The organism is Shewanella sp. MTB7, assembly GCF_027571385.1.
In the GTDB taxonomy this organism is placed as follows: domain Bacteria; phylum Pseudomonadota; class Gammaproteobacteria; order Enterobacterales; family Shewanellaceae; genus Shewanella.
Genome location: NZ_CP085636.1, coordinates 6,108,984 through 6,128,312 on the forward strand (window position 1 = coordinate 6,108,984; position 19,329 = coordinate 6,128,312).

Genomic DNA, 19,329 nt, shown 5'->3' on the forward strand with positions numbered 1-19,329 from the left:
ATTATGTAGGTACTAACTAAAAGCTCAGTGTTTACTGATAATTCTGTAGATTCCAGTTACCGATATCATCTTCTGTGCCCGCTTGGCCATCAGGACCCGCACTGAATATATCAATCTTGCCATTTTCACCAGGGCTTAATAACAGATAATCATTGCGCCATGGATCTTGTGATATACGCTTCACATAACCATCTTCACGGTAGTTACGCGGCTCTGGTGAGCCTGTTGGTTTTTGGGTTAATGCTTCTAAACCTTGCTCTGTGGTTGGATAGATACTGTTATCCAACTTATACATGTCCAAAGAGTTTTCTAATGCCACAATATCTGAGATCGCCTTTTGAATATCCGCTTTATCTTTGTTACCCATAAGATTAGGTACCACCATCGAGGCCAAAATACCTAAAATAACGATCACGACCATCACTTCGAGTAGTGTAAAACCTTGCTGCTTATTTCTCACTTTCATCGATACTTCCTCTTGAAAAACAGTGTGCATCCTTCGCGGATGCACAAAAATAAAATAACTAATCCATCAGTGAATATCCGCAGTTAACCACTTATCATGTTATTCAACTCTAAGATTGGCTGTAGGATCGCCAGCACAATAAACAGTACCACAGCTGCCATACTCACCACTAATAGAGGCTCAAACACACCCAAAGCAATATTCACATTTGACTCGAACTCTCTGTCTTGGTTGTCTGCAGCCCGCTCCAACATCTGCTCTAACTGACCACTCTTTTCACCCGAAGTGATCATATAGAGCATCATAGGAGGAAAAAGTTTCGTATTGGTAAGCGCTGCACCCAAACTCGTGCCTTCACGTACTCGGGCGGTCGCTTCTTCAACCGCTGCGCGTACTTTAACATTAACTAAAACCTCACTGGCAATTCGCATCGCATCCAATAGAGGTACTGCGCTCGCCGTTAAGATACTTAAGGTACGAGCAAATCGCGCAGTATTGAGTCCCTTACTGACTCGCCCTATAACTGGTAAAACAAGCAAGGATTTGTCATACTTCATTCGATAGACAGGTTTAGTTAACATACGATTAAACAGTGCAAACAAACCGATCCCAGCACCTAAGACTAGAATGCCATAATCTCTGATAAAGTCTGATGAGGCGATCAGCAGCAAGGTCGTCCATGGCAGCTCTTGCCCCATGTGTTCAAACTGCCCCACCACTTCAGGAACTACCGCGGCGAGCAAAATAGCGATAACACTGATAGCAACAACGGTGAGCACAACCGGATAGATCATCGCCTGGGTCATCTTGCTTTTTAATTGCTGACGACGCTCGGTGTAGTCAGCCAAACGGTTAAGCACCACTTCCAGATGGCCAGACTTTTCACCCGATGCCACCATCGCGCGATACAGATCATCGAATATATGGGGGAATTCAGCCATAGAATCGGCCAGGCTATAGCCCTCAACTACGCGGGAACGAACAGCCATAATCATACTGGCTAATCTATCTTTCTCACATTGCTGACCAACAGCTTTTAACGCTTCCTCAACGGGAAGACCAGCAGCCACTAGTGTTGCGACTTGACGAGTGATAAGTGCCAATTCGGCAACTGAGATCCCACGTTGAAAAAAGCTCTTACCACTAGACTTAGTCTTGGTTTCTTTCTCGACAACCGGAATGATCTCCAGCGGCATCAAGCGCAGCTCTCTTAACTGACCTCGGGCGTGACGCGCCGTGTCGGCTTCCATCACCCCTTTTTGTTGTTTACCCTTAGTATCTAACGCCTTGTATTCAAATGCTGGCATGGTAGATCTCCGCATTTAGCCATATCAGTAAAACAGAGCAAACTGATTTGTCGCTAGTATCTAAAAGCTCGTATTCAAATGCTGGCATCCTTTACTCCTCACGGGTGACGCGCAACACTTCTTCTAAAGTCGTTTTGCCAGCCAATACTTTGCTCATACCATCATGTCTAATACTCGGCGTTGTTTTACGTATCAGTTTCTCAATAGCAAGTTCGCCTCGTCCAGTGTGGATAAGCTCGCGAACATCGTCATTAACAATCAGTAATTCGTGAATACCTGTACGTCCACGGTAACCGTTGTTACCACAGTTCTTACAACCTTCGGCGCGATAGATAATTCGAGTGTCGTCTGCAGCCATACCTAATAAAACACGTTCACTCTGATCTGGGACATGCTCAGACTTACATGCTGGACACAAGGTACGGATCAATCGTTGGGCTAGCACGCCCAAAAGACTTGATGAGACTAAAAATGGTTCTACACCCATATCCTGTAATCGAGTGATCGAACCTGATGCTGTATTGGTATGCAGTGTCGATAACACCATGTGACCAGTCAATGATGCTTGAACGGCAATTTGCGCCGTTTCTAAATCTCGGATCTCGCCTATCATCACCACATCAGGATCTTGACGTAGAATAGCGCGCAATCCTCGGGCAAAGGTCATATCGACTTTAGTATTGACCTGAGTTTGACCTATCCCTTCAAGTTCATACTCGATAGGATCTTCTACCGTTAGAATGTTGGTATCTCTAGAGTTCAGCTCAGTTAAGCCTGCATATAACGTCGTACTTTTACCAGAACCTGTCGGGCCGGTCACCAAAATAATACCGTGGGGTTTACGAATTAACTCTTCGAACTTAACTTGCACAGCGGGGGTCATGCCCAGTTGTACCAAATCTAAGTTTCCTGCATTTTTATCAAGCAGACGCAACACCACACGTTCACCATGACTCGATGGCATAGTCGACACACGCACGTCCACGGCTCGACCCGCAATACGCAATGAGATACGACCATCTTGCGGCACTCGTTTCTCGGCAATATCGAGACGCGCCATCACCTTAATACGAGAAACAAGCAGAGATGAAAGCTTACGGTTAGGCTTAAGCACCTCTTTAAGAACACCATCGACACGGAAGCGAACGATCAATTGCTTCTCATAGGTTTCGACATGGATATCCGATGCTTCCTCTTTAATCGCTTCCGATAGCAAGGCGTTGATCAACTTAATGATCGGTGCATCATCGTCACCCTCTAACAGATCCTCTGTTTGAGGTAACTCTTCAGCCAAGGTAAACAGATCCATCTCATTACCAATATTTTCCATCATCTGTTGTGCTTCAGAAGAGTTCGCTTGGTAAGTCATTGTCAGTTTAGACTCAAACTCTGAAGCTGCCAGTTCAACTAATGGCAGGTTTCTACCTGAATAACGGCGCGCTTCAAGTAGCGCCGTAATAGAAGATTCATTAGTATGATACAGGGTTAGTAATTCATTTTTCTTATCCAGCACGACCTTGTAACGGTGAGCAAACGCGAAAGGCAAACGCTCCTTACTGTTAGAGTGAAACACCTCATCGGTTTCACTCTCCAAGCCCAAACCAAGTTCATCACTCACCAGAGCCAACTCATCTATCGGGGAAATTTGAGACTCACTCATTGGCATTATCTTCGGTAGACACGACTTCGCTTACAGCTTTAACATTATTACTCTCGGAAATAGTCTTCAAAGCAGGATCCGTTTGACGCATCTTAGTCTCTAAACCTTTCCCCTCTTTATAACGCTCGAGAATCTCATTCACTTCTGGCGGTAGATACTCGGACTGATTCCATTCTTCGAGTACAGGCACATCACTATTTGGCATTAAATTAATCCCACGTTCCTGCTGCTCTAACTGTATCGCTCTGAAATAGTTATATTTACGACCTGCTATACCTTCCATTGTGATGCCATCACGTATAATGGTTGGCTTGATAAATACCATTAAGTTGGTTTTTTTCTTACCACTCGATGAAGACTTGAACAGGTGACCAATAAGTGGAAGATCACCGAGGAAAGGCACTTTCTGCACACTCTCCTGTACTTCTTCTTTGATCAAACCACCTAGAACTATAATTTGCCCCGAATCAGCCATCACTGTGGTAGTAAGGCGACGAGTCGCGAACGTCACATCGACGCCTGTTTTGCCGTTAATGCCTGACACTTCCTGTTCAATCGTCAGCTTAACAGAATTACCTTCGTTAATTTGAGGCACAACTTTAAGCTTAACGCCCACCTCTTTACGTTCAACCGTTTGAAACGGATTACTGTTACCGTTACTTGAGTTTTGGCTACCCGTAAGAATAGGCACTTCATCACCAACGATAAACGACGCTTCTTGGTTATCCAATGTGGTGATAGAAGGTGTTGCTAATACGTTTGATTTGGTATCACTCGACACTGCTTGGATAAGCGCACCGAAATCGCCCATGGCCACACCCCATGCCATGCCATTAACTTTACCGAGTGCCTGAGCAAGTAAGGTAATGTCGCCCGGCGTGTCTGGATTATCTGTACATTCTTTGTTATCACCAGCGCCACTACACGTCTGCGATGCTTTTTGATCCCTTGCGCTCCATACACCAGCACCTATCTCACCGATCGTCGGACCTAAATTATTAAACTGAGTACCACCACCGGCAGTCGTAGCCCACTGTATGCCAAAACCAACATCATCACCTTCGGCCACTTCCACAATAATCGCTTCGACTAAGACTTGTGCTCGGCGAATATCTAATTGATTAATAACACTTTCAATAGTACGCATCTGATCCGGCTCTGCACTGATCACCAATGCATTAGTGTCATTGTGAGCCATGATGTTGATCTCGTTACGGCGTTTCTTCCCTCCTTGAGCCCCACCATCTTTATCGCTCACTAATTGCTCAGCAAAACCGGTGAGCACTTCGACGAGATCTTCAGCGCTTGCATATCGTAAATAGCGAACTTTAGTATTACCTGTACTGGCCTGCTCAGCATCGAGCTTTTTAATCAAAGAGACGACGCGCAGGCGGCTCTTTTCATCACCGCTAACAATCACTGCGTTCATACGTTCATCAGCCACCACTTTCGGTGCTTGCCCCGGCATTTGAGACTTGTTGCCAGTCGAACGATATAGCGCATCGATGATGCGCACTATCTCGCCTGCTGACGCAAACTCAAGTGGCACAACCTGAACTTCGGTATCACCTTGTTTATCGACGCGGCGAACAATCTCAACTAACTTGTTCACTACCGCTGCACGGCCAGAGATCATCAGCACATTCGAGGGATCATAGTTAACAACATTGCCGCCACCGGCATTATCATTAAGTTGACGCAGCAAAGGTGCCAGCTGCTTAGCTTCGGTATTATAGAGGGCAACAATTCGAGTCACCATCTCATCACCTAAGCCTGGCGTCTCATCATCAGCCACACGAATAGCCGCGGTTTTAGCGTCTTTATCCTTGATAACCTTGATGATGTTGTTATCCATCTCGACGACAGCATAACCATAAACCTGAAGCACATTGAGGAAGAATTGATAATACTGCTCATCGTCAAGTAGATCATAACTGCGGACGTTGATTTTGCCGCGGACGGTCGGGTCGACAATGATGGTTCTGCTGAGATTTTTACCAACTATGTTGATAAACTCCTGAATGTCAGTTCCTTTAAAATTAGCCGCATATTGCTCTGACCAAGCCAAAGGAGGTACGAGTAACGACGCTCCCATCACAATCCCTGCGATTAATTTCCTGCGAATATTCTTCTTATTCATTTTAACTTCCCATAAAACCTAAGCTGTGTGGCGAATTCAATTATTATCAGTAATAACTTTCAAGGCGTAGTATTAATTTGGCAAACTAAACATTATCTCAACCAGTTGTCCATCTCGTTCGACCATCAAAGAGATCTCTGTTAATTCTGGCAACTGTGCCATCACCTCTAGCGCCTGAGTCATCTCGGTAAGATCATAACCATTGATCGATTTAGCCAGATCATTGGCCTTCAAACCCGCCTTTTCAAACAAACCTCTATCTTTACCAGCATTTAAACGGTAACCCTGTAACGTCCCCTCTCTCTGCACAGGCGAGATAGCTAAGTAATCGGTCAGTTTACTTGGATCGGCTAAGAGCTCATCTCTAGATGCCAATACTTCTTTAGCAAATTCACTGTTTTTACGCCTATCTACTTTGCGTATTGATTTCGCTTGCTGTAACTGCTTATTTGCAAAACCATTAGTGTCATAATCTAAACCGTCTAACATCAAGGTTTCATAGCGGCCACTATTAGTAATAATGATGCGATCGGCATACACCTCTTTCAATGATGCTGACGTGCCTTTAATTTTATCTCCCAAGCCATAGGTATCTTGACTGCCACTCGACGCAATCACCGCCAAGCCTTTCTGTTGAGAAGTCGAGGCTACAACGCCTGTCAATTGAATTGATAGAGAGGTTTTAGGTGCATCGGTAATTTGTTCTTCAACAGGGGCGATTTTTGGCTTACTTGAAGCCTCATCAGCCCGACCAAAGAGTGATAATGCCTGTAATTGAGAAACACTAACATGCTTACCCTTGCTGATACTCTCAGGGGTAGGATGCCAATTTGAGGCTAGCTCGGAGGTAGGAACTAACTTCCATGTAATTTGAGCTAAAAGGTAAAGGACAATAATCAAACCGACCCAAAAAACACTTGTGCTCAAAGGCTTATGCGGAATATCTGAAGCCTTATTTATAACTTTATCTAATAAATCCATATTAATGTGGACCCTCTACACAGGTCTCTGTTCTGATTAAGATAATTTAGCGAATACTGACCTATGCTAACCTACACTGTTAATGCCAACAAGCCCACAACATTAGCTTTATTGGCGAAAAGAGCCCTGATATACTAACTTTACACGCCGATGAGTGTGTGAAGCTAATCGCTATAATAGGCTATTGCCTTTATGATTAGCTATTTTATTACTCAGCTTGTGAGCTCAGCCATCTTTAATACCACTATGGAGACTCGATGACCAAGCCCCCCAAAGAAATAACCTCAGTTCGCCTAGATAAATGGCTTTGGGCTGCTCGTTTCTATAAGACGCGAGCTATCGCAAAAGAGATGATTAATGGTGGTAAAGTTCATTACAATGGACAACGTGCCAAATCCAGTAAGACCGCAGAACTGGATGCTGTCATAAAGTTAAGACAGGGACATGACGAAAAAGAGATCGTCATAAAAAAACTGTCGGAACAGAGACAAAAAGCAGCTGAGGCCCAAACTTTATACTATGAAACCCCCGAAAGTATAGTGAAACGTGAAACCTATGCCGAAGCAAGACGGTTAAATATACTGAACAATCCAGCGCCTGACCATAAACCGGATAAGAAACAACGTCGTCAGCTAATACGTTTCAAAGAAGGCTAAGGCTTAATACCTATTCAAGCTGAATCGACTGAGATAACTCTACAGACTCAGCTAAACTGATTTGGGCACACCTTGAGCCCCGATAAATACCGAATGTAATTGTGAGACAGATATGAGTAAAGATAATTTACACCGCTACCTATTTGAGAATGCCGACGTCCGTGGTGAGTTGGTGCAACTTGAGAAGAGTTACCAAGAGGTCATTTCGGCCCACGATTACCCACCTCAAATTCAGTGTTTACTGGGCCAATTGCTTGCTGCGACGTCCTTGTTAACCGCAACCCTAAAATTCAGCGGCGACATCAGCGTACAACTGCAAGGCGATGGTCCGGTATCATTAGCTGTGATTAACGGTGATAATCTACAGCAACTTCGTGGGGTAGCCCGTTTCAAAGACGAACTGATCGATGATAGTGATCTGCAGCAACTATTTGGTAAGGGTCATATGGTGATCACCTTAAGTCCGACTAAAGGGGAGCGTTATCAAGGTGTTGTTGCGCTAGACAAACCCACTTTAGCCGCTTGCCTTGAGGAGTACTTCGCTCAATCAGAGCAGCTACCAACCTCGATATACTTATTTGCTAACGGTAAGCAGGCCGCAGGTATGTTACTGCAAGTGTTGCCAAGTGAAGGCGATCATCACGCTCAATTTGAGCACTTGGAACAATTAACTGCCACCGTAAAAGCTGAAGAGTTATTTGAACTTGAAGCCGAAGAGGTGTTACACCGTCTCTATCATCAAGAAGAGGTTCGTCTATTCGATCCAGTAGCTGTAACCTTTTTATGCACCTGTACTCGTGAACGCAGTGCCTCTGCGATACGCACAGTACCTCGAGAAGAGATCGAATCTATCCTAGCTGAAATGGGTAAAATTGATATGGATTGTGAATACTGCAACACCAACTACAGCTTTGACTCAATTGATGTAGCAGCGATTTTCAACAACACACAAACACCTAAGACGAAACATTAATCTCAACATAAAATATTGATAACACAAAAAATTTATCACCTTGACCTACATGGACCTAGGAAATGCTAAATGATGAATGGAACATCATAGGCCCATGGTAAATCTTCATAAGTGTTCCAGACACAACGAAGATTTATGACCGTCCATGGTAAATCTTCATAAGTGTTCCAGACACAACGAAGATTTATGACCGTCCATGGTAAATCTTCATAAGTGTTCCTAACACAAAAAAGCAGCTCAATGAGCTGCTTTTTTGTCCGTTATTTCTATATTCAATAGAGCACCATCGTCAAATAACCTAGAACCAGTACTATCATGGAAGTTAACGCATAGGGCACCGGATAGCCTATAGCTGGCATATCCGTTTGACACACATCCTGAGCCCCTTTTAATGCCGGCGTACTATTACGACCACCGGCACACGCCCCCGCCAAAATAGCAGGGTTCATCTTGCGGAAATACAGACCATAAAGCCAACCAAGTAATGGAGGCACTAAGGCTGCTGTCAGCCCTAGAGCTGCAATTTTGATAACCACAATACCTTGGAATGAAGCTAAAATTTTAGGACCCACCGTTGCCGCTAATACCGCCACAAACAGACTCAAGCCTATATCTTGCAAGAAGCTACGAGCACCTTCACTCATGGGGCCACCAAAAGCCGGATTACGAGTTCGCAAAAATGAGAAAATGATCCCGGTTAACATACACCCCGCAGACGTCCCTAGTGCAAATGGAATGCCGCCTAAAGTGACACTTAAATGACCACAGATATAACCAATCAGTAGTGACAGTGCCAGATAGAAAGTCTCTGTCAACGTGCTCTCTACAATCGGGTTACTGTTGAGTTTCATCGCTGTCTGATTAACGCACCAATCTGAGCCAGCCACACGGAGTACATCCCCTACCTCAATCACAGTCAGAGGCAAAATGGGTAACTGATGACCTTGTCTAAACATTGCTTTAAGGTAGATACCAAAACCAATTTTTTTACTCATCTCTTCGATAGTTTGACCAATATATACCGACTTACCTAGATGAATATCCGCCACCTCAATATCTACATTACGAGCTCTAGGTTCATCAACCTCAACACCAACGATAGATTCACCACCTTGGATCAATACATGATAATCACCACGCACACCGATAATATCACCTAGTTCTAACTGTGGATGATCAGCAGCATCAAACACCTTATCCCCGCGAACCACCTTAAGGATTGCGGCATGGGGATAACGATGAAATAGCGCTTCGACACTCTGACCGACCAACTCTTGATGGTCGACCCTATAGGCTCGAATATCTAAGGGCAACACACCTAAATTAGAGAAACCACTGGTACTGGGTAGCGCCTCTGTATCACCACCACTACCAAATTCAGCCTCAGCATCTTTACCCGCCTTAACCGGATCGATGCCGAACATGGCAGGAAGATACTTGATAAATAAGATGATAAATACGCTCGAGAGAACATAACTAATGGCATAACCCGCAGCGATATTGGCACTAACCTGATCCAGTGTCATCCCCGCTGGCGCTTTAAATGCACCAGAATTAATAGCGGACTGAGCGACCCCCATCACAGCGGTGACCGTATAACTGCCAGAGATGATCCCTGCCGCATAACCAGGTGCTAAACCCAATAACTTTGAACCAAAGAAAACGATAAGAAAATTACTGAACACAACGATGATGCCGATCACAACAAAATCCAATCCACCTCTCGCTAAACCTGAGAAAAACTGCGGTCCCACTTTCATTCCAATAGCATACATAAACATCATCAGAAAAATATCAGAGACCAATCCAGGCGCATCAATTCTTAAGCCGTAAACAGAGAATGCTGTTAACGCGATCGAGACCCCAACTACAAGTGTTCCAGCGGTAGAGCCGAGGTTGATCCCTTTAATGGTGATTTTTCCCAAGGGATAACCAATTGCGATACTCAAGAAAAGAAACACGAAGGGATTGTCAGCAATATAACTAAACAAAAAACTAAATAATCCTGCGGTTTCAGCTATTGCTATCGTTTCAACTGTTTCAGCAGCCAAAAGATGAGGAGAGAATAGAGAGATTAATAATGTGAGTAATAACCTCCATTGTTGGGCCTTGACCCAGAAGGAGATTTTACTCAATTGATAGGTATTCATAATCATTCCCTATGTTGAAAAAGATGACGAAACATCTAACTCCATGACTTAACATGTCGCAAAATCGTTCAAATACTTTCAGCTTTATGGAAGATCATTTTGTAAAAGGGACAGAAAATAATGGATCCATTTTACAAAATGCAATAGCGCCACTCGGTTAAGTGGCGCTAAATCATTGAAACAGACAGGGTCTCACGGGGTATCAACCGTGGTTAAAACCTGAAGATTCCTCTTTATCACTATTGTGTGAAATAGGATGTTTCGCAAAAAACTCCACACAATGCTTCAGATCGCCAACCAATAGATCCGCTTGATCACGGCTAAAACCATGACGTACCAGAATACGCATAATCACTAGATCTTCTCTCTTAGGTGGCATGGCATAAGCTGCGATTTGCCACCCACGAGAGCGAATTCGATCGGAGAGATCATACAAATTGAACCCCGGATCAACGCCCTCTTTCAAAGACCAACTCATTGCAGGAATACCACCACGTCCATCATAGATAATTTCGAACATACCCATTTTTTCTATCTCAGAAGATAGATATACCGCGGTGTCATAACATGCTTGATGGATCTTGCGATACCCCTCTTTGCCTAAGCGCAGGAAGTTGTAATACTGTGCCACGATCTGTCCGCCAGGACGGGAAAAGTTCAATGCGAAAGTCGGCATATTACCGCCCAAATAATTCACATTGAAAATAAGATTTTCATCGAGTGCCGAAGCATCACGCCACACAACCCAACCAACGCCTAATGGACTTAGGCCAAACTTATGCCCGGAAGCATTGATTGATTTAACCCGTGGTAAGCGAAAATCCCATATTAGGTCAGGCTCACAAAATGGCGCTAAGAAACCACCGCTGGCAGCATCAACATGCATAGGAATATCTAATCCAGTATCCTTCTGCAATTGATCCAATGCATCATGCACGGCTTGAACAGGTTCATATTGACAGGTAAACGTGACGCCCAGTGTAGGAACAACACCAATGGTATTCTCATCACAACGCTTAATCACCTCTTCGGCGTTCATGATAAAGCGATCACCTTCCAATGGGATCTCACGTAGCTCGATATCCCAATAGCGAGCAAATTTATGCCAGCACACTTGCACGGGACCACAGATCATATTGGGTTTATCAGTGGGCTTGCCTAATGCCTTCATCTTCTTGCGCCAGGCCCATTTAAGTGCCATACCACCTAACATAGCGGCTTCACTCGAACCCGTTGTAGAACAACCTAAGGTATTCTCAGCATCAGGTGAATTCCACAAATCAGCCAGCATATGTACACAGCGAGCCTCTATCTCCGCCGTCTGAGGATATTCATCCTTATCGATCATGTTCTTATCAATACACTCATCCATCAATTGGTGTACTTCATCTTCTACCCAGGTCTGACAAAATGTAGCCAGATTCTGTCGTGAATTGCCGTCCATCATGAGTTCGTCATGGACAACCTGATAAGCATGGCGTGGAGCATGTTCTTGCTCAGGCATTTTGTACTTTGGCATAGATAGGGCCAGATCAGCTGACGAGTAGATGTCATCGAGAAGGTCGTCTCTAACCGAATCCTTTGAATGAAGAGGCATAAGGTTAACTCCGTTTAAATAACAAAAATATTAGTTTTGAACTAACGTTGAAGATGTCACAAAGGCAGTGCAAAAAACTACCTTACGTGCTAAAGCGATAGTATGCCTGCTAGTTAGTTGCGTCAACACAGTGAATTGTAAAGTTAGATTAATTATAAATAACCAGCTTAAACAAGTGTCTATAACTATTTCAGGCATGTTATATGCAGTGACTACCACTAAAAAACACAAGATTTCATCCTTTAGACTTATGTCATCACATTGGTTAACTGTAACCGCTAATCTTTTTTACCTATTTCACAAACTTCCTCACACATTCATTTGCGCTTACGTTACAATCAGCCCATAGCGCGAAAAGACGCACATTGATTAAAATTAATATAACAAGCTGGCAAAGACTGGCGCCCAATTCCGACCTCAATAATGGAGACCTTACCAATGGCGGATGGAACACCTCGTACTCACCACAACTCCTCGGCAGCACAGCTCATCGAACTCGCACTATTACGCGGAGAAGGTGAATTAACAGCAAATGGCGCACTTGTCGCTAAAACTGGTGAACGCACCGGTCGCTCACCTAACGATCGATTTATCGTTAAAGAACCTAGCTCTGAAGCTGATATAGAATGGGGGGCTGTCAACAAACCTTTCGACCAAGAAGCTTTTACCGCCCTATGGAACCGAGTAGAAGCTTATTTAGGTGACAAAGAGTTGTTTGTTTCTGAACTTGAAGTTGGCGCTGATAAAGACCATTACCAACCCATTCAAGTCACAACAGAAACAGCATGGCATCAACTGTTTGCTCGTAACTTGTTTATCGTTCCTGAAGAGTTTAACGCAGCCAACAAGCCTGTTTGGCAGATCATCAACGCACCGGGATTTGAATGTGTTCCCGAGCGCGATGGCACCCATTCCGATGCCGCTGTGATCCTTAATTTTGCCGAACGAAAAGTACTGCTTGCCGGTCTGAAATATGCTGGTGAAATGAAAAAGTCCATGTTTTCAGTGCAAAACTTCCTACTCCCAGCCAAAGGCGTGCTACCAATGCATTGCTCGGCAAACGTAGGAAAAGATGGTGACACAACATTATTTTTCGGTCTATCTGGTACAGGTAAAACCACCCTTTCAGCCGATCCTAAGCGTTTCTTAATCGGTGACGATGAACACGGTTGGGCGCCAGGCGGTGTCTTCAATATCGAAGGTGGCTGCTACGCTAAATGTATCAACCTTAGCCAAAAAAATGAGCCAGTGATCTGGAACGCAATCCGTTTCGGTACTGTACTTGAAAACGTGGTAATGGATGAAAATCGCATCCCTGATTACACCAACTCCACATTGACCGAAAACAGCCGAGCTGCGTATCCACTTGAACATATCGAGTTACGTATCGAGGAAAACCGTGGCGCTGAGCCGCATGCGGTTGTCTTCTTAACCTGTGATGTTTCTGGTGTATTACCACCAGTCTCTATCCTGACTAAAGAGCAAGCTGCATACCACTTCCTCTCAGGTTACACGGCAAAAGTCGGTTCAACTGAAATGGGATCTAGCTCTGCGATTCAGTCAACGTTCTCAACCTGTTTCGGCGCACCTTTCTTCCCTCGCCCAGCTGGTGTTTATGCCGAGCTACTGATGAAGCGTATCGAATCATTCGACAGCCAAGTTTACCTCGTTAACACAGGTTGGACTGGCGGTCCACACGGTGTCGGTAAGCGTTTCGATATCCCGACGACTCGCGCTATCGTCGATGCCATCGTCAGCGGTGAACTCAAAGGGGTTGAAACTCAGCACCTTGATAAGCTTAATCTGCATATTCCTGTTGCAGTGCCAGGCGTCGACACTCAGCTGCTTAACCCTGTGAACACTTGGGCAGACAAGGCGCAGTATGCCGAATATGCACAGCAGTTAGCAGAGAGCTTTACGGCTAACTTCGACAAATACCAAGTACCAGATTCGATCAAGCATGCCGGACCTAATGCTTAATAAGGTCTTTTTATTGGCTTAGTTTTAGGCTGATAGCTTTTTATTAATCCCAGTTTAACTTAGGTTGTGCTGGGATTTTTTATGTCTGTTGTTTGACTTTATTCATATGCAATATTGAGAATTAATGGTACTTGGTTAAGGTTTTGTAACTCGTCACTTCATGTTATTTATCGCTTCCCAGCGGGGTATGTGCAGGTACCTCTAAGGGACGCTGTGAAGCCATCCTTGGCCGCTCGACGAAAACATCCTGTTTTCAACGCCCTTAACTGCACCTACACTGGATTTTAAAAGCGGCATGCTTTCTTCGATTGAACATGTATAAATTAGAAGATTAGAACTATTTATCTATCTGACCATTACCTGCTCTAAAGGGGTTATTTGCCAGCTTGGTTCTATTTGGATCTTGTGGCCTGAGATGGCTTGTATGATATCGGTGGCGGCTTGTTGTTTTAGGGCTGGGAAGTATTGAGTGGTGTAGTTATACCAATCAGTATAAAGATTTGATCGCTCAGCGAGAGTTTAGCGGTCCTGAGGCAAGGCAACGAGTGAAGAGCATAGTGATTCTACGGTTAAGCTCGTTAACACAGTATCAGAACCGCTAAAACTCGCCTGTAAGGAGTGTTTTGGCTGCCTACTTCTGCGTTGAATGGACTCATAAGGGGTTAACCATTATGTCATCCATTCGCCTTGAATTAGTTTGCCAAAAAACGCTCTGAGTAGATCAACTTCTTATACTGATTGGTATTATTATGATGTGACTCGCTTTGCCAATAACTGATGACCAGATAATGGTTTTCGTCATCGCTGAATTGGCACAATTCACCGCCTAACATGCCCTTGGCTTGTTGTATGCAGGGATTCCAGAGCGTTTTCTGCTCCTGAATAAATGCATCAGTTTTATCGGGGACGACATCCCCTTAGAGAGTTCCCAGCCACCAAGTTGCGAGCGAAAGCCCTCGCTGTATGCCGTATCTTGCCAGAGACTCTGGCCTTTGGAAAAAGCAGCTTTGTTGACTATGGGTACTTCACAGCGGATATATTTAGTGATCATTTATCTCTCTCGTAGAGTTAGCTTTAAAACAGATAATCGATTCTTCGGTGAACGGCCATCCCTGTAAATCCCTCGGTTTCAGCATCATAGCTCTGTCCAGCTTCAATTCTGTCATAGATGCTTTGAGTCGTGATAAAGCTCTCTGCATCCGTCGCAATATAGTAAGTGGGACTACCAGAGCAACGCCCTTGAGAACACCCTCCACTCCATTCAACATGCTTATTCACTACGTTAATGTTAAGCATCTCATTGCTAAACTCGAACCAAGCTAAAACACTTATTATGATCACAATAAACACAGGCACCAGAAACTTAGCGATACGTGTCAGCTTGTTAAAGTTCTCATCATGATTTTGCTGCATGTTTCTCCCCCATGACTTAATCAAGCCAATATTCACCCTATGACTTATATCAGCTAAGACCCAGAAGTAACAGCGTAAACAGGAGTAAGTACTCCGCGCCGAGCGAGACTGGACACAAGTTTGCCGCTGGCCTTTAAGCTGACCAGAGTTTTTGATGCTTCGATCGAAGCTATTTTCGATGATGAGTTTGGTGTAGATTTAGAGTCATTAAGCTTAACTCCTTAAGCTTATGAGCGAGAAAGTGGGAGCCGAACAATCTGTTAAACGGGAACGTTTTAGTTAGAGGTTTGCAAAAGCTTTTAGTTGTTGCCTTTCTCCGTGGATCTCCGTGTCCTCCGTGGTCAAAAGCCTTTTAGGCAGCACCTAATCATTCTTGTCGGATAACAAATTCTAAGTATCTTTTTGATTGGGCTCATTGGGCTGAGTGGATGTTTGGTTAGTGTGTTGCAAGCCATAACTTAACTGTTATCTATAGCCTGCGGCTCGCTGAATGTGCAAACACTTCTGTAACACGCCGCAAGCACAATCCCTGTGGGCTCTACCGTGACATCCTTGTCACGGAAGGTCACAGCCGCGTTCACACCTGAGTGTTTAACTCTTCGATTTTAGCTAATTGACTACGACCCTTTGTTTAGTGTTTAGAGGCTGTAATGAGATCGAGATCAAGAGCAAAGAACAAAGTTTACACTGACCACATGTTGATAGATAACCCCAACGACAGTATGTATATTTGCAAATATCGGCATGGTCGTTCTTAACGTGAAAAAAAGAGTATGAGTAATGTTTAAATATACAAAGAAAGGTTCAGAATACATCGTCAAAGCAGGTGAAATTCGTATTCATGAGTGCCATAGCCTATCTGAAGTTTCTAATATTATTAACCGCCTTAATGAAGGACAACTCCTTCGAGATATTCTTGCAACAAACATACAGAACCTATCTAAAACCCAAAGGGTTAAGGAAGGTGATAAATTACTTCAAACTGTCCAACAAAAATCAAAAACAGCGAAATTAGAGGTGAAAAGAGTAAATAAACTCAATAAAAATTTACTAAATAAAATAGCCAAGCTAAGCGAAAATGTTGAATCTGAAATAACAAAAGAAGCTCACTACGATTTTAGAAAAGAAATAACTACAGAGTTATATAAAACAGTCGTAGGTAGTTATCAGGTTGGAGCAACTTTACACTTATGGGACTTAACCCCGAAAGAAATAGTGCAACTTACACGCTACATTGCAATTTTCAAACGTTGTAACTTTAAAGAGCACTGGCAAGTTAATGAGTTTATAAGTAACAAAAATGCATGGGGAGAATTTGATGCTCTACGTAGTAATAATCTTCATGCTAATGACTTTACTGCTAAGGGAATTTATCCAAACTATTACCGAATTGTATATGAAATACTTAACATTAGTGGTGATAGTGGAACACACTTAGTTAATGCTGATCGTTATTAAATTATTAGCTTAAAGCCTTAGCAATATAAATGAGCTCTAATTGTGGGTAACACCGAAGCATAACGTCTTAGTATTTATGCGTTGCGCTGCCCACAAGGCATAAATCGTTTGTGGAACTTAGCCGCTGCCATATCCAAGTTATTTACTTATTCTGCGCTGTTGGCACTCTTGATATGCTATAGGAGTTTGCTTTTCTATGGTAATCGTTTTTTTGAGCTTAAGTAAGATAATTACTTGATATCGTTTGATCTTTACCTCCTCAATATCATTGCTTTTGTCTTTAATTGAACAACCAAACAGAGGCTATTCACCACGGCGAAGCCATGTGCTAATAAGCGAGAGCTAGGGTGAGTATGCGACAGTCATATTTTACGAACGAGAGACATGGATTGTCGAACCGGCACTTGTATATGGACATATTTTCCGAACTGGCCGTTAAACAGAGACGTTGTTGGAACACAGAGTGCCACGGAGAAAACCAAAAGAACAAACTCCAGCTCTTCTCCGTGATCTCCGTGAAGCGCAGCACTCCGTGGTGAGAATGCTCTTTGACTTTATTACTCGCAGCGAAGCGCCCTAGCAGTGAGCTTGCGAACGACCTCGTAGGCACGCAGTGCCGTCCTAGCAGGGCGAAGCCCGCCCTTCTTAGCTTCAACCTCCAAGATAAATAACTTTTTACCACGGAGGACACAGAGACCACGGAGAAGTGCAAAGAAAGTAGATCATCACAAGCCAAACCGAAGCGATAGATAACGATGAAGCAAAAATATAACGCTCTTCAGAGTAGATTTACCTCCATCTTTACCTCCGTGAAGCAAAGCACTCCGTGGTGAGAATATCATTTGCTTTTCACTCGCAGCGAAGCGCCCTAGCAGTGAGCTTGCGAACGATCTCGTAGGCACGCAGTGCCGTCCTAGCAGGGCGAAGCCCGCCCTTCTTCCAAGATAAAAGCATCAATAGCATATTGAAAGAGATGATTTTTGTGACAGACAACTCAAAAAATCAAATTTAGACTGGTTCAAATGGATAATACACACCACTATAATTGAATTGATATTCGGTTATAGTAAATAAAAATGCAGATGAATCGTCGTAAATTTCTATGTGGTAGCTTAAGTGCTAGCCTGTTAACCCTTGGCTGTAGCAGTTCAGGCACTGCCACCAGCATACTTGCTAGCAGTACTAGTACTAACACTAGCAGCCATGGCTTAGTCGAAGGACAAGCGATTCCGCTTAACTTCAATGAAAACCCGCTAGGATTAGCGCCGAAAGCTCAGCAGGCTATCACTCAATCCTTGCCTCAAGTCTGGCGTTATCCTGATAAAGCCCGTAGCGACTTAATGGCTGCGTTAAGCCAATCGTTAACTCTAAAAGAGTCGCAACTTATTTACGGTAATGGCTCATCTGAAGTATTGAAGATGGCACTCGATGCGTTAGCACAAACTAATTGTCAGTTGGTTATGCCGGATCCAAGCTACGGGGTGATCATAGATTATGCTATGGCCCGTGGGATCCCAGTGGTCAAGGTCAAACTCGATGGCCAATGGCAGACGGACTTAGCTAAAATGCAAGCCAAAGTTGAAGCCCATAAAGGTCCATCGATTGTGTATCTGTGTAATCCCAATAACCCTACCGGGATACTGTTACCTCAAAGCCCTTTGGATCAATGGCTAAATAAAGCTTCATCTAAGCTGAGCTTTATCATTGATGAAGCCTATGTTGAATATGTTAACCAGCCAGAATTTGTCTCTGCTGTTGTGCGAGTGCAGCAAGGGCAATCCAATATTGTCGTGTGTCGCACCTTTTCAAAGGTCTATGCCCTAGCAGGTTTGCGTGTAGGCTATGGGGTAGCACACCCCACTCTAATTAAAGCCATGCAGGCACAGGCAAGTATCGATAACGCCAACCTGCTTGGCTGTGTTGCAGCCACAGCTTCCCTAGCAAGTCCAGATTGGCTCGAGTTGAGTCTTAAATCGAACCAGCAAGCCAAAGAGCAGGTCTACCAGCAGTTAAACGAGCTGGGGCTTGAGTACCTAGCCAGCGAAACCAACTTTATCTTCCATAAAGTGAAGGGAGACAGTCAGCTATATATGGAGCGCATGGAGCAGGCAGGCATTTTAGTGGGCCGCCCCTTCAACCATGGCGAAGGCTGGAACCGTTTATCCATCGGCACCCCGGCGCAGATGCAATATTTCTGTAAAACGTTGGCTAAGTTTCGCCAGCTCGGCTGGATCTAACCCGGCTAAATCTGGAACTGATTGAACGAGAATTCACGTCACGAGCCAGCCAAATCATTATCTGGCTCTTAATTTAATATTGTCTCGTTTACAAACAATTTAGACTGACTCAACAAGCATAAATCGAAGATAGAGTCTTTTTGTTAGTAAGACCTCGTTAGATAAATGTCCAAAACATAACACTTAATTCCAAGACCGTGATTCAAGTCAATAGTCCTTACCTACCTCTTTGTGTTCTTTGCCATTTCAATAAATACAATACTCACAAAACACACACAACCAAAATGAGATATTAGTCATCAAAGTAGAAA

The 19,329-nt window shown here is 43.9% G+C and carries 15 protein-coding genes; 5 read left to right on the forward strand and 10 right to left on the reverse strand.

Annotated elements, in window-relative coordinates; all coding sequences use genetic code 11:
* Window positions 1-31: 31 nt before the first annotated feature.
* From gspG to gspC, 5 genes are all read right to left on the reverse strand, one after another.
* Window positions 32-466, reverse strand: coding sequence for a type II secretion system major pseudopilin GspG (gene gspG, locus HWQ47_RS26760; RefSeq protein ID WP_269968967.1), 435 nt, complete (start codon window positions 464-466; stop codon window positions 32-34).
* Window positions 467-549: 83 nt separating this feature from the next.
* Window positions 550-1,773 (reverse strand): type II secretion system inner membrane protein GspF, encoded by a 1,224-nt coding sequence (gspF, locus tag HWQ47_RS26765; RefSeq protein ID WP_269968968.1) that lies wholly within the window; start codon window positions 1,771-1,773, stop codon window positions 550-552.
* 91 nt (window positions 1,774-1,864) lie between these two features.
* Window positions 1,865-3,433, reverse strand: a complete 1,569-nt coding sequence (gspE, locus tag HWQ47_RS26770; protein WP_269968969.1) for a type II secretion system ATPase GspE — start codon at window positions 3,431-3,433, stop codon at window positions 1,865-1,867.
* A complete protein-coding gene (gspD, locus tag HWQ47_RS26775) occupies window positions 3,426-5,573 on the reverse strand; it encodes a type II secretion system secretin GspD (RefSeq protein WP_269968970.1) in 2,148 nt (715 codons plus the stop codon). The genes gspE and gspD overlap by 8 nt, the downstream gene beginning before the upstream one ends.
* A 72-nt stretch (window positions 5,574-5,645) precedes the next feature.
* On the reverse strand, window positions 5,646-6,554 hold the full coding sequence (gene gspC, locus HWQ47_RS26780; protein ID WP_269968971.1) for a type II secretion system protein GspC: 909 nt from the start codon (window positions 6,552-6,554) through the stop codon (window positions 5,646-5,648).
* A gap of 257 nt (window positions 6,555-6,811) precedes the next feature.
* Between gspC and hslR the strand changes: the two genes are divergently transcribed.
* Together hslR and hslO are read left to right on the forward strand one after the other, a co-directional pair.
* Entirely contained in the window at window positions 6,812-7,210 is a 399-nt protein-coding gene (gene hslR / locus HWQ47_RS26785) for a ribosome-associated heat shock protein Hsp15 (RefSeq protein WP_269968972.1), read from the forward strand.
* Between the two features lie 112 nt (window positions 7,211-7,322).
* Window positions 7,323-8,183 (forward strand): Hsp33 family molecular chaperone HslO, encoded by an 861-nt coding sequence (gene hslO, locus HWQ47_RS26790; protein ID WP_269968973.1) that lies wholly within the window; start codon window positions 7,323-7,325, stop codon window positions 8,181-8,183.
* Window positions 8,184-8,455: 272 nt separating this feature from the next.
* On the opposite strand, the gene HWQ47_RS26795 is transcribed toward hslO, so the two are convergent.
* Both HWQ47_RS26795 and HWQ47_RS26800 read right to left on the reverse strand, forming a co-directional pair.
* Window positions 8,456-10,333: an aspartate:alanine exchanger family transporter gene (locus HWQ47_RS26795; RefSeq protein WP_269968974.1), complete on the reverse strand. Its 1,878-nt coding sequence runs from the start codon at window positions 10,331-10,333 to the stop codon at window positions 8,456-8,458.
* Window positions 10,334-10,535: 202 nt separating this feature from the next.
* Window positions 10,536-11,930 (reverse strand): glutamate decarboxylase, encoded by a 1,395-nt coding sequence (locus tag HWQ47_RS26800; protein WP_269968975.1) that lies wholly within the window; start codon window positions 11,928-11,930, stop codon window positions 10,536-10,538.
* A 438-nt stretch (window positions 11,931-12,368) separates the two neighbouring features.
* On the opposite strand from HWQ47_RS26800, the gene HWQ47_RS26805 reads away from it, so the two are divergent.
* Window positions 12,369-13,910, forward strand: a complete 1,542-nt coding sequence (locus HWQ47_RS26805; RefSeq protein ID WP_269968976.1) for a phosphoenolpyruvate carboxykinase — start codon at window positions 12,369-12,371, stop codon at window positions 13,908-13,910.
* Window positions 13,911-14,602: 692 nt separating this feature from the next.
* On the opposite strand, the gene HWQ47_RS28180 is transcribed toward HWQ47_RS26805, so the two are convergent.
* The 3 genes from HWQ47_RS28180 to HWQ47_RS26810 are packed head-to-tail and all read right to left on the reverse strand — an operon-like array spanning window position 14,603 to window position 15,323.
* Window positions 14,603-14,794 (reverse strand): antibiotic biosynthesis monooxygenase family protein, encoded by a 192-nt coding sequence (locus tag HWQ47_RS28180; RefSeq protein WP_442802071.1) that lies wholly within the window; start codon window positions 14,792-14,794, stop codon window positions 14,603-14,605.
* The gene (locus HWQ47_RS28185) at window positions 14,737-14,961 is read right to left on the reverse strand and encodes a DUF4937 domain-containing protein (RefSeq protein ID WP_442802068.1); all 225 of its coding nucleotides are present in this window, start codon (window positions 14,959-14,961) and stop codon (window positions 14,737-14,739) included. The genes HWQ47_RS28180 and HWQ47_RS28185 overlap by 58 nt, the downstream gene beginning before the upstream one ends.
* 23 nt (window positions 14,962-14,984) lie before the next feature.
* Window positions 14,985-15,323: a hypothetical protein gene (locus HWQ47_RS26810; protein WP_269968977.1), complete on the reverse strand. Its 339-nt coding sequence runs from the start codon at window positions 15,321-15,323 to the stop codon at window positions 14,985-14,987.
* Window positions 15,324-16,103: 780 nt separating this feature from the next.
* Between HWQ47_RS26810 and HWQ47_RS26815 the strand changes: the two genes are divergently transcribed.
* Both HWQ47_RS26815 and HWQ47_RS26820 read left to right on the forward strand, forming a co-directional pair.
* A complete protein-coding gene (locus HWQ47_RS26815) occupies window positions 16,104-16,781 on the forward strand; it encodes a hypothetical protein (RefSeq protein WP_269968978.1) in 678 nt (225 codons plus the stop codon).
* 1,082 nt (window positions 16,782-17,863) lie between these two features.
* The gene (locus tag HWQ47_RS26820; RefSeq protein ID WP_269968979.1) at window positions 17,864-19,018 is read left to right on the forward strand and encodes a pyridoxal phosphate-dependent aminotransferase; all 1,155 of its coding nucleotides are present in this window, start codon (window positions 17,864-17,866) and stop codon (window positions 19,016-19,018) included.
* The last annotated feature ends 311 nt before the right edge of the window (window positions 19,019-19,329 follow it).

Bases quoted from the DNA above. Each gene is read 5' to 3' on its own strand.
- hslR (WP_269968972.1), top strand. From the start codon at position 6,812: ATGACCAAGCCCCCCAAAGAAATAACCTCAGTTCGCCTAGATAAATGG.
- gspE (WP_269968969.1), bottom strand. From the start codon at position 3,433: ATGAGTGAGTCTCAAATTTCCCCGATAGATGAGTTGGCTCTGGTGAGT.
- gspG (WP_269968967.1), bottom strand. From the start codon at position 466: ATGAAAGTGAGAAATAAGCAGCAAGGTTTTACACTACTCGAAGTGATG.
- HWQ47_RS26815 (WP_269968978.1), top strand. From the start codon at position 16,104: ATGTTTAAATATACAAAGAAAGGTTCAGAATACATCGTCAAAGCAGGT.
- gspF (WP_269968968.1), bottom strand. From the start codon at position 1,773: ATGCCAGCATTTGAATACAAGGCGTTAGATACTAAGGGTAAACAACAA.
- HWQ47_RS26810 (WP_269968977.1), bottom strand. From the start codon at position 15,323: ATGCAGCAAAATCATGATGAGAACTTTAACAAGCTGACACGTATCGCT.
- HWQ47_RS26820 (WP_269968979.1), top strand. From the start codon at position 17,864: ATGAATCGTCGTAAATTTCTATGTGGTAGCTTAAGTGCTAGCCTGTTA.
- HWQ47_RS26795 (WP_269968974.1), bottom strand. From the start codon at position 10,333: ATGAATACCTATCAATTGAGTAAAATCTCCTTCTGGGTCAAGGCCCAA.
- gspC (WP_269968971.1), bottom strand. From the start codon at position 6,554: ATGGATTTATTAGATAAAGTTATAAATAAGGCTTCAGATATTCCGCAT.
- HWQ47_RS28185 (WP_442802068.1), bottom strand. From the start codon at position 14,961: ATGATCACTAAATATATCCGCTGTGAAGTACCCATAGTCAACAAAGCT.
- HWQ47_RS26805 (WP_269968976.1), top strand. From the start codon at position 12,369: ATGGCGGATGGAACACCTCGTACTCACCACAACTCCTCGGCAGCACAG.
- gspD (WP_269968970.1), bottom strand. From the start codon at position 5,573: ATGAATAAGAAGAATATTCGCAGGAAATTAATCGCAGGGATTGTGATG.
- HWQ47_RS26800 (WP_269968975.1), bottom strand. From the start codon at position 11,930: ATGCCTCTTCATTCAAAGGATTCGGTTAGAGACGACCTTCTCGATGAC.
- hslO (WP_269968973.1), top strand. From the start codon at position 7,323: ATGAGTAAAGATAATTTACACCGCTACCTATTTGAGAATGCCGACGTC.